Annotated in this window: 15 protein-coding genes and 2 pseudogenes; 9 read left to right on the forward strand and 8 right to left on the reverse strand. The window is 35.4% G+C overall.

Going from position 1 to position 14,267, the window contains the following annotated elements:
* Positions 1-235: 235 nt before the first annotated feature.
* Positions 236-598, forward strand: a complete 363-nt coding sequence (locus tag H7R46_RS07035) for a NirD/YgiW/YdeI family stress tolerance protein (RefSeq protein WP_005068709.1) — start codon at positions 236-238, stop codon at positions 596-598.
* Positions 599-689: 91 nt separating this feature from the next.
* Here the strand turns inward: H7R46_RS07035 and H7R46_RS07040 are convergent, their stop codons facing one another.
* Positions 690-1,196, reverse strand: a complete 507-nt coding sequence (locus H7R46_RS07040) for a GNAT family N-acetyltransferase (protein WP_005068713.1) — start codon at positions 1,194-1,196, stop codon at positions 690-692.
* Positions 1,197-1,280: 84 nt separating this feature from the next.
* On the opposite strand from H7R46_RS07040, the pseudogene H7R46_RS07045 reads away from it, so the two are divergent.
* Together H7R46_RS07045 and H7R46_RS07050 are read left to right on the forward strand one after the other, a co-directional pair.
* Positions 1,281-1,367, forward strand: a pseudogene (locus tag H7R46_RS07045) (hypothetical protein); the annotation flags it as partial.
* Between the two features lie 36 nt (positions 1,368-1,403).
* On the forward strand, positions 1,404-1,832 hold the full coding sequence (locus tag H7R46_RS07050; RefSeq protein WP_005068715.1) for a hypothetical protein: 429 nt from the start codon (positions 1,404-1,406) through the stop codon (positions 1,830-1,832).
* A 68-nt stretch (positions 1,833-1,900) separates the two neighbouring features.
* Here the strand turns inward: H7R46_RS07050 and H7R46_RS07055 are convergent, their stop codons facing one another.
* Positions 1,901-3,484, reverse strand: coding sequence for an ATP-binding cassette domain-containing protein (locus H7R46_RS07055; RefSeq protein ID WP_005068716.1), 1,584 nt, complete (start codon positions 3,482-3,484; stop codon positions 1,901-1,903).
* A 261-nt stretch (positions 3,485-3,745) separates the two neighbouring features.
* Positions 3,746-4,189: a universal stress protein gene (locus H7R46_RS07060; protein ID WP_002115225.1), complete on the reverse strand. Its 444-nt coding sequence runs from the start codon at positions 4,187-4,189 to the stop codon at positions 3,746-3,748.
* 291 nt (positions 4,190-4,480) lie between these two features.
* Here H7R46_RS07060 and H7R46_RS07065 point away from each other — a divergent pair, with 291 nt between their 5' ends.
* From H7R46_RS07065 to H7R46_RS07075, 3 genes and pseudogenes are all read left to right on the forward strand, one after another.
* On the forward strand, positions 4,481-4,708 hold the full coding sequence (locus H7R46_RS07065) for a hypothetical protein (protein ID WP_002115208.1): 228 nt from the start codon (positions 4,481-4,483) through the stop codon (positions 4,706-4,708).
* A gap of 175 nt (positions 4,709-4,883) precedes the next feature.
* Positions 4,884-5,056, forward strand: a pseudogene (locus H7R46_RS07070) (hypothetical protein).
* Positions 5,057-5,321: 265 nt separating this feature from the next.
* Positions 5,322-5,765 (forward strand): RDD family protein, encoded by a 444-nt coding sequence (locus tag H7R46_RS07075; protein ID WP_005068725.1) that lies wholly within the window; start codon positions 5,322-5,324, stop codon positions 5,763-5,765.
* A gap of 60 nt (positions 5,766-5,825) precedes the next feature.
* Here H7R46_RS07075 and H7R46_RS07080 read toward each other — a convergent pair whose 3' ends face one another.
* Positions 5,826-7,001, reverse strand: coding sequence for a benzoate/H(+) symporter BenE family transporter (locus tag H7R46_RS07080; RefSeq protein WP_005068726.1), 1,176 nt, complete (start codon positions 6,999-7,001; stop codon positions 5,826-5,828).
* Positions 7,002-7,187: 186 nt separating this feature from the next.
* On the opposite strand from H7R46_RS07080, the gene H7R46_RS07085 reads away from it, so the two are divergent.
* On the forward strand, positions 7,188-7,661 hold the full coding sequence (locus tag H7R46_RS07085; protein WP_002115169.1) for an Lrp/AsnC family transcriptional regulator: 474 nt from the start codon (positions 7,188-7,190) through the stop codon (positions 7,659-7,661).
* Positions 7,662-7,714: 53 nt separating this feature from the next.
* Here the strand turns inward: H7R46_RS07085 and leuE are convergent, their stop codons facing one another.
* The 3 genes from leuE to H7R46_RS07100 all read right to left on the reverse strand — a co-directional run bounded on the left by leuE (position 7,715) and on the right by H7R46_RS07100 (position 10,453).
* Entirely contained in the window at positions 7,715-8,365 is a 651-nt protein-coding gene (leuE, locus tag H7R46_RS07090; protein WP_016803130.1) for a leucine efflux protein LeuE, read from the reverse strand.
* A gap of 74 nt (positions 8,366-8,439) precedes the next feature.
* Positions 8,440-9,429 (reverse strand): transaldolase, encoded by a 990-nt coding sequence (gene tal / locus H7R46_RS07095; protein WP_005068733.1) that lies wholly within the window; start codon positions 9,427-9,429, stop codon positions 8,440-8,442.
* Positions 9,430-9,559: 130 nt separating this feature from the next.
* Positions 9,560-10,453: a LysR family transcriptional regulator gene (locus tag H7R46_RS07100; RefSeq protein WP_005068735.1), complete on the reverse strand. Its 894-nt coding sequence runs from the start codon at positions 10,451-10,453 to the stop codon at positions 9,560-9,562.
* A gap of 90 nt (positions 10,454-10,543) precedes the next feature.
* Here H7R46_RS07100 and aceI point away from each other — a divergent pair, with 90 nt between their 5' ends.
* On the forward strand, positions 10,544-10,978 hold the full coding sequence (aceI, locus tag H7R46_RS07105) for a chlorhexidine efflux PACE transporter AceI (RefSeq protein ID WP_005068736.1): 435 nt from the start codon (positions 10,544-10,546) through the stop codon (positions 10,976-10,978).
* A 65-nt stretch (positions 10,979-11,043) separates the two neighbouring features.
* Here the strand turns inward: aceI and H7R46_RS07110 are convergent, their stop codons facing one another.
* Complete coding sequence (locus H7R46_RS07110; protein ID WP_005068739.1) at positions 11,044-12,612, reverse strand: acetyl-CoA C-acetyltransferase; 1,569 nt, start codon at positions 12,610-12,612, stop codon at positions 11,044-11,046.
* Between the two features lie 235 nt (positions 12,613-12,847).
* On the opposite strand from H7R46_RS07110, the gene H7R46_RS07115 reads away from it, so the two are divergent.
* Complete coding sequence (locus tag H7R46_RS07115; RefSeq protein ID WP_005068741.1) at positions 12,848-14,239, forward strand: 3-oxoacyl-ACP reductase; 1,392 nt, start codon at positions 12,848-12,850, stop codon at positions 14,237-14,239.
* Positions 14,240-14,267: the final 28 nt, after the last annotated feature.

Here is a 14,267-nt window from a genome sequence, read left to right on the forward strand (position 1 = left end):
TATTTAAATGCTGAGTTTAATTTACTTAAGAAAAAGCTTTCTTAAGTAAATTCACGAAAAAATAAAGGCCATAAAATAGTTGTTGGAAAAGAGAACTTAAAGAATTTTTTAATGTTACTATTTATTCTCATTAAACAAAGACCCTAATAAGATACAAAAAGCCACAAAAGCTAAATCTATAACTTTAAAAGAATTTGTTTATATAACTAAGAATATTAAAAAGTAGGTAATTGTCATGAAAAAAATACTTTTAACAGCATTGGCTGGATTTGCTTTATTAGGAAGTAGTGCTGTGATGGCTAAACCAGATGCTGTTTTATTAAAAGAGGCAACAAAAAATGTAGTTACAGTATCCAAAGTAAAAACTTTGGCTGATGAATCTGGAGTAACTTTAACTGGTACGATCGTAAAGCATATTGCTGGAGATCATTTTGAGTTAAAAGACGCAACTGGTTCAATCATAATTGATATTGATGATGATTTATGGAAACCTCTTGAACTAAAAGCAGGGGATAAAGTACGTGTCGTTGGTGAGGTAGATAAGCATAGAGTTAAGCCTACCGATATTGAAGTTTTCCAAATTGAGCGTGTTAAATAAAAGCTAATGTTTTAAGTAAATATTGTTCAAAATCAATGAAAAAGAAAACTCCTATTTTTAAGAGTTTTCTTTTGAAGATAGTAATTTTTTATTATTGCGTTGCATTAAAAGCCTCATGGTATTTGACATTAGCTTTTGGAATATTGCCCGAGAAAGTTAGAGCCTGAAAATATTCACTCGGTACATCAGGCAAAATTAGCTGAGGATAATTTTTAAAACCAAATCGGCTGTAATAATTTGGATCACCTAATAAAACACATCCTTGAGCGCCAAGTTGTTTTAATTTTTCTAGTGATTTATTGATGAGAAGAGAGCCAACACCGCATCCTTGTTTATTTGGATGAACTGAGATAGGACCTAAACCATACCAACCTATTTCGCCTGAGCTAATCTCAACCGGAGAAATAGCAATATGTCCAATAATAGACTCATCTTCAATTGCAACTAGAGAAATAGTAAGTTGTCCGTGATCTCTTAGACTATTAACAATAAAATGCTCGGTATGACTTGTATGCTCAGCATTTTGAAAAGCTGCTTTTGTCAATTTTTCAATGGCTTCAATATCTTCGGCTTGCTCATCACGAATAATAATATTCATTAAAAATTCTTCCAGACTTATAGATTATCCATATACTTTAACTTTTAAATAATTATTGAAAAGAAAGATAATTAAGATTTCTAAGATACTTTATTTGTTACTGGTTATAAAAAGCAACTACTACTCATCAAAATCATACATAAAGTAAAATTTTATAAAAATTATTTTTAATATAATCACTTTAAAATAATTTTGAGGGTCAATAAGTTGAGAAAAATCATTAAAACATTATTACTATCTACGCTTATTTCAGCTACTTCGTTCACTATCTATGCCAAAAATAATGAGCAAAAAGTTAATTTTTTACAAAGTTCACCACATACCACTTTAACTGGAAAATTTCAGGGCTATGATGATGTAAAGTATAGAATTTATGGAAAAAAAGGCCAAATATTAAAATTCGATATCAATAGTCTGGGGAATTTAGCCTACATTAATATTTTTGCACCTGGTAAAAAACCAGGTAAAGATAATGCATTGTTGATTGGCTCAACCATAGGTTTTAAAGGAGAGCTTACTTTACCAGTTGACGGCGATTATATTATTCAAGTTTATCAAATGCGTAATAGTGCTCGTAAAAATAAAACTGTGAAATATAATTTAGATCTCGAATTATTAAATAACGTAAAAAAATAATAACTGATGAAATTTACTAGCTCTCAAATGAGAACTAGTAAATTTGAAAATTGGTATATTACTAACTATTACATTAAAGAAAATGACTCATGAATGCCCGAGCTTTCAACAAACAGTTGATCGTGTGAAACGAGCAATACCGTACCTTCATAACTCTGAATAGCATTAGCAAGTAGCTCTCTAGATTCAATATCCAAATGATTTTCTGGTTCATCTAATAACAGAAGTTCAGGTGCAGGGTTTAACTGGCTAAGAGCCAATAAAGCTACTTTTAATTTTTCACCACCACTTAACTGAGACAATAGTTGGGTACCTTTATCCCCACGAATTCGAAGTTGACCTAGCAAATTTCTCCATTCGAGTTCTGAAAGTTCATTATTCATGTGAGATAAATTTTCAATAACAGTCATTTCATCACACAAAAAGCTAAAGTTCTGGTCGAGATAGAAACACTCTACAGATAAGTGAATGCTGTCACAGGGTTGATTGTTCTCTGCATGAATTGCCTTAAGTAAAGTTGATTTTCCAATACCATTTTCTCCTGTTATGTGAATTTTTTGAGCTGCTTGTACAGCTAGATCGATGGGTTTTTGAGTACCATGTTTCAGTTTCAATTTTTTAATCCGCAGAATTTCACCAGATTTCTTATGAAAAGACGGGAAGACAAACTGTTGAGGTTTAACAGTTTCGTGAAGCAATTTCTTATCTTTTAAATCATTTTGACTGTTCGAAATCTGACGTTGGTGTTGAGACTGTATAGCAGCAATGCTTTGGCCTGCTTGTTCCTTTTTAAAGTCGAGCAAAATCTTGGCTTGAGAATTTGATTCTCTTAATTTATTGCCAGCACGCTCTCGTTTTTGAGCTTTCATTAATACATCATGTTGCTTTTGCTTCATGTGCTTAACTTCACGTTGACTCTGTTGAATAGATTGCTCTAGAGCTGCAATATTGGTTTGATACTGCCCATAAAATTTTTCATAGTTTCCGGTGGTGTGATGTAGACCATGTTCATTTAAATGATAAATATGGTTGGCTTCATTTAATAAAATCCGATCATGACTAATGATAAGACTACCTGCCAGGTGTTTTTTTAAATGATCGATTAACCATTGTCTAGATTCCTGATCTAGATGATTACTAGGCTCATCAAGTAATAGATAGTGATCTGATTTTAAAAATAAACAGCTTAGAGCCAATTTGGTTTTTTGACCTTCACTTAAATTTTTAACTGGGAAATCTAAATCTGTTGGTAGACCAGCAGATTCTAAGAGGTTGTTCCATAAAGTGGGCAGGTCCCATTTACCTTCCAATAAATCATAATCATCGAAGTCGGCATTACCTTGTTCAACTCTTTTAAAAGCATCGTAAATATCTAAGATATCTAAGGCTTCAGCAATCGTCAGTGCTGTCAAACGATGCAATTGAGGTAAATACGCATGTTTTACATGCCAGGATATTTGCCCTGATGTAACAACTGAATCTAATGCAAGCGTCTCATTTAAAAATTGCATAAGCAAAGATTTGCCTTGGCCATTACGACCAATTAGGGCAGATACCTGATTCGATTCAAGACTAAAATTTAGATGCTTAAACATTACCTTTGAAGGGAACTCTAAGGTAAGTTGCGATATTACACATGCCTGCTGAGTCATAAAAAAACCTCATAAATACAGGATGTACAAAATAGGAGAATGATAATTTTTAATAGAGACGGTAAATCACAAAAATAGTCTATTTTGCACATCAAAAAAAGAAAAAATTGATGAGAAAAAAGACTTACTTCATTGGCGTGACTCACGAAATTGATGGAATAGTGAACTATTCTATAGGGTTTTTTAGTGGGTGTAAAATTTCTATAAGTTATTTTATTAAAAAACCCAATCATAGGATTGGGTTTTTATCTTTCAAGAATTTTACTCTTTTACGACTAAAACTTGAATCTTGGTGCTATTTAAAACATCTTGAGCAAAGCTACCCAAAATTAGTTTTTGGAAACCTTTACGACCATGCGAACCAATCACAATCAAATCAGAACCTAAGTCTTCTACGGCTTTCAAAATACCATCTGAAGAAATTTCACCTTGGATGATTTGAGTCTCTGCATCAATGCCTTCTTCAGCACATAAAGCTTTAACTTTTGCGAGAGTTTTTTCTGCATTAGCACGTGCTTCAACAAAATAATCTTTTACAACAGGTGAGATGTAATAAAAATCTACGCCACTAAAAGGATCTACCGCAACCAAACTAATGGCGGTCAATTTACTACCAAATGCTTTTGCAATGTGAGCTGCTTGTCGAGCTGCTGCTAAAGAAATCTCAGAACCATCTACTGGTACAATAATATGTTGGTAATTCATGATGTTATTCCTCTTATTTACAGTTGTTATATGTATGAAGCTTTTATTAATTAAAGATTAACATATTTCATTCTGTGGAGACATCTATTCAATTAAAAGTAATTGAAATTAAAACAAATTATATATAAATCAAATATTTGAATTGATTGCTTTGCTGATTTTGAACTGATAAGTATGCTGTAGACCAATAATTGTTAATATTTACATGAAAATTACAAAAAATTACGGTTCATATTTCTGTCATAAAGAAGCCGTATAACAAAATAGTAAATTAAAGGGGGGCTAAGAAAGATGGCAGATTTAACAGCAAAGAAAGTCAATAAACTCATTGAAGAGTTTAGTCAAACAGGTAAAGAACCTCAAAAGTTAATCATTGGCTACAAAACTTATGCAAGACTGATGACTGAAGATAAATTTGCAGAAAAAGTTGTTCCTTCACTAGAAGACTCAAAAGAACGCTTATATAAAAACTTAAAAATTAAACTTGTGACTGAAAAACATTATTTTGAAATTAAATAAAACTTATGTGAACTTCATCACTGTCTATTAAACTAAATTAACATTAAATAAGTTTAATAACATTATTAATGTATGATGATACAAATTAATAGTGTAATCAACATTTGAAAACAGCAATCGTTTATAAACTCGATAGAATAAATTGCTTTTATTTTAAGTAGTGGAATAAATTGAAATGCCAACAATCAGTGTAATTATTTTTTATATTTTAGCTATATTAGGCGGTATAACAATTGTTTATGGATTAATCAGTTTAAGTGTTTTTTTAATTACAATCGGATTGGCTCTATTATTGCAGCACTTTTATTAAAAAAAGAATTTAAAATAGATATTTTATTTTGGCAATAAATATAATATTTATTTGTAATTTAATTTATATAAACGTATTTCGATATAACTGACATAAAAAAATGTCAGTTTTTAAAAGATTAAATTAAGTTTTTGTAGAGATATGTGGTTAATAATGTTTTTTGATCAAAATAATTACAATAAACTATAAAAGTAAGAAATTTAAAATTTATTTAAGTATTTAAAAATAAAAAAGTTTCAATTAGGATAAAAGTAAAGTAGTAAGACCATTTTAGCTATTAAACAATAACAAAGTGAGGTAGGCATGACTTATAAGTATGAGTATGCAGGGTTCTGGTTAAGATTTGGCGCAATGATTATTGATAGTCTTATTCTTTGTTTGGCAATTATTCCAGCCGCATGGATTTTTTATCGGGGAGATTACGACTTAGTATTTGCTACAGGCTTAAGTAGTCAGCCACAAAACTATTGGTTTGACCTGATTGTGAACTACGCATTTCCTTTTTTATATTCAGTTTTATGTTGGTTGTATTTTGCAGGTACACCCGGCAAACGTTTGATGCGCTTAAAAGTTTTAGATGAAAAAACAGGTAATAAGCTCACAGTCATGCAAAGTATTATTCGATATATTGGCTATATTCCATCAATTTTAGTATTTGGTATTGGTCTTTTTTGGGTGGCATTTGACGCTAAAAAACAAGGCTGGCACGACAAAATGGCAAAATCAGTTGTAGTAAGAGAGTTATAAGAAACCATCCTAAAAAGCGTTCATAGCATTGAAAATAGGGAGCTATGAACGTTTTTTTTATTAGCTTTTTTGGGCTTTAAATTTGAGCACAGCAAATACAATAATTCCGACCACCAATCCCCAAAATGCTGAGCCGATCCCGAAGAATTGAATACCCGAAGCGCTACATAAAAAGGTAAATAATGCAGCTTCACGTTCTTCAATTTGAGCAAAAGCAATCGCAATGTTGTGGCTGATCGTACCAAGTAATGCAATACCCGCTAAAGCTACAATAAAAATATGAGGGAAAGACATTAATAAACTTGTAAGTGTTGCGGCAAACAAACCCATTAAGATGTAGAAAAAACCACAGCTTATACCTGCAATATAGCGTTTGTTTGGGTCAGGATGAACTTGGTCGTCTAAGCTTACGGCAGCACTAATCGCAGCAATATTTACGCTATAACAGCCAAACGGTGCAAGCACAACTTGGGTTAAACCTGTCCAGCCAATGAGTTGATTCACGTGTGGTTTGTAGCCATAACTTTTGATCATGGCAATACCCGGTAAATATTGAGAAGCCATACTAATCACAAACAGTGGCAGTGCTAAGCCCAAAAGTGCTGACCAGCTAAAGTCAGGTCTAATCCAAGCAGGTTTTGCTAAAGACCACTGAATTGTAGGCATATGAAATTCTAAAAAGACAGGACACAGGGCTATACCTGCAATTACGGTAAATACAATGCTATAACGCGGCCATAATCTTTTTGTAATGACATAAATGCTAAGTAAGGACAAAACAAATACCCAATCATTTTGTAAACTTGCGAAAAGTGTAATACCAAATTTGAGTAGGACGCCTGCCAGCATGGCACTTGTTAAACTTTGAGGAATGTATGACAGCGCTTTTTGAAAAATACCTGAAAAGCCTAAAATCGCAGTGAGTAAACCACCAACTAAAAAAGCACCAATCGCTTCATTTAAACTATATCCACTACCTGTTGCCATAATTAAAGCAAGACCTGCGGTTGACCACGCCGTCGCTACAGGATATTTAAATTTCCAAGAAAGAATGAGTCCTGATAAGCCAATACCCAAACCCAAAGCCCAAAACCATGAAGTGATTTGTTCAGGTGAAGCACCTAAAGCTTGAGCCGCCTGGATCACTAAAACGGCCGAAACACTAATACCAATGAGAAAGGTAATAAAACCAGCAAATACTGCTGGAATTGAAAAATCTTGAAGAATTTTTTGCATGATACGTGTTCTAAATCCAAGAAAAATTAATAGGCTTCTGCCATTGCTTCCAGTTGGGGTGAATTTAACAATTTTTTTTAAGAAGGTGCTTTCTATTTTTAGGTTAAAAAATAAATAATATTTTTAAATTCTTAAATAATGATATTATTCGTTCCATAAATAACAATGAATCAAGAATATTATTTTATGGACGAGAAGGCTGAAAATTTAACACCACTAGAACTGAAAATTATGCGTGCCTTACAGGAAAATGGGCGTTTAAGTAATGCTGAATTGGCAAAACTAGTAGGTATTAGTACATCATCTTGTTGGAATCATACTCAGCGTCTTTTTAAGATTGGAGCAATCTTGGATGTCCGTGCTCGGATCAATCCCAATACGGTTCAACGTGGTACTGTGGTGTTAGTTGGTGTGGTTTTGGACCGTTCAACTCCTGACAGCTTTCAAGCATTTGAACAAGCGTCGGGTGATTTGGAAAATGTTTTAGAGTGTTATCTGGTGGCGGGAGAAGTCGATTATTTTCTAAAAATTCGTGTTAAAGATTTAGCTGCGTTTAACCGATTTCATAGTGAAAAGATTATTGCCTTACCCGGAGTAAGACAAGTCAGAACTTTTTTTGTACTTAATGAAGTTAAAACAGATGGCATGCTGGACTTTTAGCAGTTCATGATGTTTTAACTTTCTAATGTAAAAGCTTATTAGAGTAAAAATAATTAAATCGTTGAGGTTGCTAGTTTTAAACCAAATCCAAAAAATAGAATTCCTACTAAAAAGATTCCGCTTGCAGCAATTTTATGGTTTTCTTTAAAAAATGCCGAAAGTTTAATTCCAGAGAAGATTAATGCAGTTAAATAACTAAAGCTAATGATCTGTAAAATAATCGCTAAAATTAAAAAGCTCAGAGCAGGATAAGCATAATCCGGCTCAACAAATTGAACAAAGAAAGAGAGGAAAAATAAAATCGCTTTAGGATTGAGTAAACTAATACTGAGTGCTGTTTTATAAGGATGAACTTTATCTAAAGCAGGTAAATCAGCCATTTCTGGTTGAGTTTGATTACGTTGTTTCCAGCGTTGAATACTGCCTTGTAACAGTTTAAAGCCTAAATAAGATAAATAAAGTGCACCTGTTAATTTAAGAATGACAAATACCCATGGGAATGCCTTAAGTAAAGAAGCAGCTCCGAGTACTGTACATAGCATTAAAATAAGGTCACCGGTGAAAATACCGAATGCACCCATATATCCGGTTTTAATTCCGTAACGTGAAGCAATTGACATCACATAAAGAGAATTGGGCCCGGGCAATAACACAATTAGGAATGTACCAATAATATATGTTGTTAAATCTGTTATGCCGAACACGAGAAACCCAATAAAAAAACCGATTTTTGTCATGATAACAAAAATCGGCAATTTTGTATGAAAAGTGCATTTTTTTAAGATTTTATTTCCGCATCAATTCCAAAAGACTGACGTAACAAAAGGCTTAATTGGTCACGTGCTTTAATAAAACCATCAACACCACCTTGTAAAAGCTGGAATGCCATCAAGTCATGGTTAAGTTCATCTTTAAAACTTTGCTCATCTTGAGCTGGTCTAACAATCGCTTCTGCTTGTTTTGCTTGAGATGCATCAAGGGCCGCATCAACTGTACGAGTATCTTGCTCAAGCTGGGTAAGTAAGCTTGGCGAGATCGTAAGCAAATCACATCCAGCTAGACCAAGCACTTGATCAATACTACGGAAGCTCGCACCCATCACTTGAGTTGGAATATTTTGCTGCTTGTAGTAAGTGTAGATTTTCTTAACTGAAACGACACCTGGATCTTTTTCGATTGGGTAAGCGTCTACACCTTCAGCTTTTTTATACCAGTCTAAGATACGACCTACAAATGGTGAGATTAAAGTCACTTTTGCATCTGCACACGCTTGGGCTTGATGCAAACCGAAAAGGAGAGTGAGGTTACAAGCAATTCCTTCAGCTTCGAGCACTTTGGCAGCTTGAATACCTTCCCAAGTCGACGCGATTTTAATCAGAATGCGAGACTGATCAATACCATAACCTTTGTAAAGTTCACATAATTCATGGGCTTTTTGAATGGTTGCGTCAGTGTCATATGAAAGAGCAGCATCAACTTCCGTTGAAACACGGCCTTCAATCAGTTTTAAAATTTCTACACCAAATTTTACGGTTAAAATATCAATGGTTCTTTCGATTAACTCATCGTTGCTATAGCCTTCTTCTTTGGCTTGATAATAAGCATCTTCAATGAGCTCTTTACTTTCTGGTTGTTCTGCTGCTGCCGTAATCAATGAAGGATTAGTCGTTGCGTCTAATGGACGGAATTTACGAATTGCATCAAGGTCACTACTGTCGGCAACAACGGTCGTTAATGTTTTTAATTGGTCAAGTGCTGTATGAGTCATTGATATTCAACATCTTCGGTAATAAATCTTATCTTTTCTTTATAGCACAAAGTCTATTCATGCTGTCGATATATCAATTGTTATATTTCAAAGAAAAACGTTTAGGTTCTGCATCTAATTTGAAATATTTTTAAGGTAGTGGTTGCATTCGTTGCTTACGGATATGTTCAATCAAAAATCTAGCAGCGGCACCGAGTTCACTTTCTCGACTCCATACCAAGTCGACATAATATTCAAATCGGGGAGTGAAATCTAATAAATCCAATATTTTAAGTTTATTTTTTAATTCAGGATTTTCTTTAAACATTTCTTGAGGAAGTACACCCCAACCTAAATTGCGCAAGATCATTAAACAAGCAGAGTGGTGGTTGTCGGTGCGCCAATAGTGTTTTGAAAATAATAATTCTGGTTTTAAAGTCTCATCTCGGCTTGCAACTACTATTTGTCGTGTAGTGAGAATCTGCTCATAAGAAACCTGATTTTGGCTTGCGAGAGGATGGCTATTTGAAATAACTGGAATTAGAGCCTCACGTTTAAGTTCTACAAATTGTTCTCTGTTATCTAGGTGCTCGCGTTCAAACATGAGTGCAAGTTGAGCAGAGCCATCTAATAACATTTGCAGAGCATCTTCTTGGGGAGCAGACACAATATTGATTTGTAGGTCAGGGAAACGACTCTCTAAAAGACAAATATAGTCGGTCCAATTGGTGTGTAAAAGTTCAGACACAATCACAATAGTTAAATTAGCTTCTAACCCTGTACTTAAGGCGTGAGCATGCTGTTTCCATTGATTCATCTCAATCAAAAGCTGAGAGGTCTTTTCATATAAAACCCGTGCTTCATCAGTAGGGATAGGTTCGCGGCCTTTACGGTCAAATAAAGTTAAGTCCAAATCAATTTCTAAGTTGGCAATAGACATGCTGACAGCCGAAGGAACTTTGCTAAGTTTACGTGCTGCTGCTGAAAAGGATCCTGTTTCAATCACGGCCTGAAACATGAGTAGTTGTTCTTGATTAATATTCATCTGTCAAAAAAACTGAAAGAACCTGATTGGATTAATCAATATTATAAAAATAAAATGCACATTATCCAAGTTATTATTGAGTATTTAAAAATGTTGATTTCCAAGAGAAGACTCATTCATGCAATCAGTTATGAAGGAATTTTATTGGTCATCATTGCGATTGCATTAAGTTTTATTTTTGATATGCCGATGGACGTAACAGGAACACTCGGTGTGTTTATGGCAGTGGTTTCAGTTTTCTGGAACATGATTTTTAACCACTATTTTGAAAAAGTAGAGCATAAATATAATTGGGAAAGAACGATCCCTGTACGGATTTTACATGCGATTGGTTTTGAAGGTGGGTTATTGCTTGCAACAGTACCGATGATTGCCTATATGCTCCAGATGAGTGTCATTGATGCACTTATTTTAGATATTGGCTTAACCTTATGTATTTTGGTTTATACCTTTATTTTCCAGTGGTGTTATGACTATATTGAAGATAAATTTTTCCCAGATGCAAAAGCTGCATCACTTCATTAAGCCAATATACTGAAATGAAAATAAGCACCCAAATGGGTGCTTATTTTGTTAGTTCATTATAGAAATTATTTTTCTACAATCGCAACCACACCTTCACCACCTGCTGTACAGATAGAGATTAATGCACGGCCTGAACCTTTTTGATTAATCAATTTAGCAGCAGTTGCTAAGATACGACCACCAGTTGCAGCAAATGGATGGCCTGCACCTAAAGATGAACCATTTACGTTTAGTTTAGAGCGGTCAATTGAACCCAAAGGTGCGTCTAAACCAAGACGTTCTTTACAGAATTTTTCATCTTCCCAAGCTTTCAAAGTAGATAACACTTGAGATGCGAATGCTTCATGAATTTCGTAGAAATCGAAATCTTGAAGTTTAAGGTTTGCACGCTTAAGCATACGAGGTACTGCATAAGCAGGAGCCATTAACAAACCTTCTTTAGGGCCGCTCTTACCAATAAAGTCAACAGCTGCTGTTTCAGAGAAAGAAAGATAAGCTAAAACTTCATGACCGTTTTCTTTTGCCCATTCTTCAGAAGCAAGCAATACAACAGAAGCACCGTCAGTTAACGGAGTTGAGTTACCTGCTGTCATTGTTGCAGTTTCGCCTTTACCGAAAACTGGTTTTAATTTAGCAAGTTTTTCAACTGTACTGTCAGGACGTAAGTTGTTGTCACGGTTAAGACCTAAGAATGGAGTCATTAAATCATCAAAGAAACCACGCTCATAAGCAGCAGCAAGTTTTTGATGGCTGCTTGCAGCTAGCTCGTCTTGTGCTTCGCGAGTGATACCCCATTCTAAAGCAGTGATTGCTTGGTGCTCACCCATTGAAAGGCCAGTACGCGGTTCACCGTTGCTTGGTGCATCAAGAAGCTTTTTAAAATCAATTTTTGTTAAAGCTTTAAGGCGGTCTTTACCTGTTTTAGCTACATTGAGCTCAAGTAAAACTTTACGTAAACCATCACCTACAGCGATTGGTGCATCAGAAGTTGTATCTACGCCACCTGCAATACCTACATCGATTTGACCAAGCGCAATTTTGTTTGCAACTACAAACGCTGCTTGTAAACCTGTACCACAAGCAATTTGAATGTCATAAGCAGGAGTTTCAGGAGCAAGATCTGTGCTCAATACAACTTCGCGAGTCATATTAAAGTCACGGCTGTGTTTTAAAACAGCACCAGCAACGACTTCACCAATACGCTTACCTTGTAAGTTAAAGCGCTCAACCAAACCATTCAATGCTGCTGTCAGCATGTCAGAATTAGACGCTTTAAAATAAGCAGTATTTGAACGTGCAAATGGAATACGGTTGCCACCAATAATTGCAACGCGGCGAACAGTGTTTTGGCTCATGGTTTTATCCTGTTGAACAGAAGTTTTGGTTTTTGTTGCTTTTGGTGCTGCAGCTACATTTGAAGATGTAGACGAGGTTTCTGAAGCAGCGCTCTTGGTACGAGGGCTACGTGCAGGTGCAGTCGTTGAACGAGTACGTGTCGTTTTTGATGTATTAGTTGCTGCTTTAGGAGTAGTGCTGTTACGCTTAGCCGTGTTAGAAGCCGACTTTGATGTATTTGACACTTTTTCCTGAGCAGAATTCTCGACTGCTGGATTTTCTTGAGTTGTTTTGCTCATAAGGCTTTTCCAAGCATAATAACGATATTCTTGTAAGCTACCTTAACACAATTCAAATAGACCTGTATTGACTAGAATGACATTGTAGATAGCATTCAGGTCAAGACATCCAAAGATGAAGTCAAGTATGATTTGGAGTAACTCTAATGAACGACTGCTTTCATATTGTTGCTATTCATCTCATAACATAATGAAGCCTGTCGTAGAAAATTCATTTCTTTGAGAGATAATAATCATGACTGATCAATACCAAGCATTTACACAATCTCCTATTGGTAAATTCGTTGTTAAAAATCTGGGTTTACCATCGCCAGTTGTATTAGAGCGTTTTGAAAGTGCTCAGCCAGTAGTGAATGGTGCAGTATTGGTTGGCGCAGCGCCGTCAAGTGTATTATCTGGTGCGATTGCACAAGTACTTAGCAATGTTCATGCTGACAGCTATGTAGGCAATAATGTTGCATTACAACAAGAAGCTGCAAAAGTTGGTTTAAATTTACGTCCATTCAATGCGGGCGATAAAGAATCAAAATTCAAAGCAGTTGTATTTGATGCATCTGGTATTCAAAACTCAGAACAGTTAAATGAACTTTATAAATTCTTTAACCCGATTGCACGTCAAGTTGCGACTTCTGGTCGAGTGATTGTGATTGGTACAACTCCTGAAACTGCAAAAACTGTAAAACAAGCGATTGCTCAGCGTGCACTTGAAGGCTTTATCAAATCTGTAGGTAAAGAATTTAAAAAGGGTATTACTGCTCAAGTTGTCTATGTTGATGAAGGTGCTGCTGCAAACCTTGAATCAACATTACGTTTCTTACTTTCTCCACGTTCAGCTTATGTATCTGGTCAAGTGATTCGTGTATCTAAAGCAGATGTGGTTGATGTTGATTGGGCAAAACCACTTGCTGGAAAAACTGCATTAGTAACTGGTGCAAGCCGTGGTATTGGTGAGGCAATTGCACATGTATTGGCTCGAGACGGCGCGCATGTTATTTGTTTAGACGTACCACAACAACAAGCTGACCTTGACCGTGTAGCAACTGACATTGGTGGTTCTACATTGGCAATTGACATTACAGCTGCTGATGCGGGCGAAAAAATTAAAGCTGCTGCGGCAAAACAAGGCGGTTTAGATATTATCGTTCATAACGCAGGTATTACACGTGACAAAACTTTGGCAAACATGAAGCCGGAGCTTTGGGACCTAGTAATTAACATTAACTTGTCTGCTGCTGAACGTGTAAATGACTACTTGTTAGAAAACGATGGTCTAAATGTAAATGGCCGAATTGTTTGTGTATCATCAATTAGCGGTATTGCTGGTAACCTTGGTCAAACCAACTATGCTGCGTCTAAAGCAGGTGTAATTGGTCTAGTGAAATTTACTGCGCCTATCTTAAAAAATGGTATTACCATTAACGCAGTAGCACCTGGCTTTATCGAAACTCAAATGACTGCTGCGATTCCATTTGCAATTCGTGAAGCTGGTCGCCGTATGAACTCAATGCAACAAGGTGGTTTACCTGTTGATGTAGCAGAAACAATTGCATGGTTTGCATCAACTGCGTCTACAGGTGTAAACGGCAACGTTGTGCGTGTATGCGGTCAAAGCTTGTTGGGCGCTTAAGCACTTTTAGCTAAATAGGGGTGCTTGT

It is taken from the genome of Acinetobacter sp. BEC1-S18-ESBL-01, from assembly GCF_014169935.1.
GTDB lineage: Bacteria > Pseudomonadota > Gammaproteobacteria > Pseudomonadales > Moraxellaceae > Acinetobacter > Acinetobacter pittii.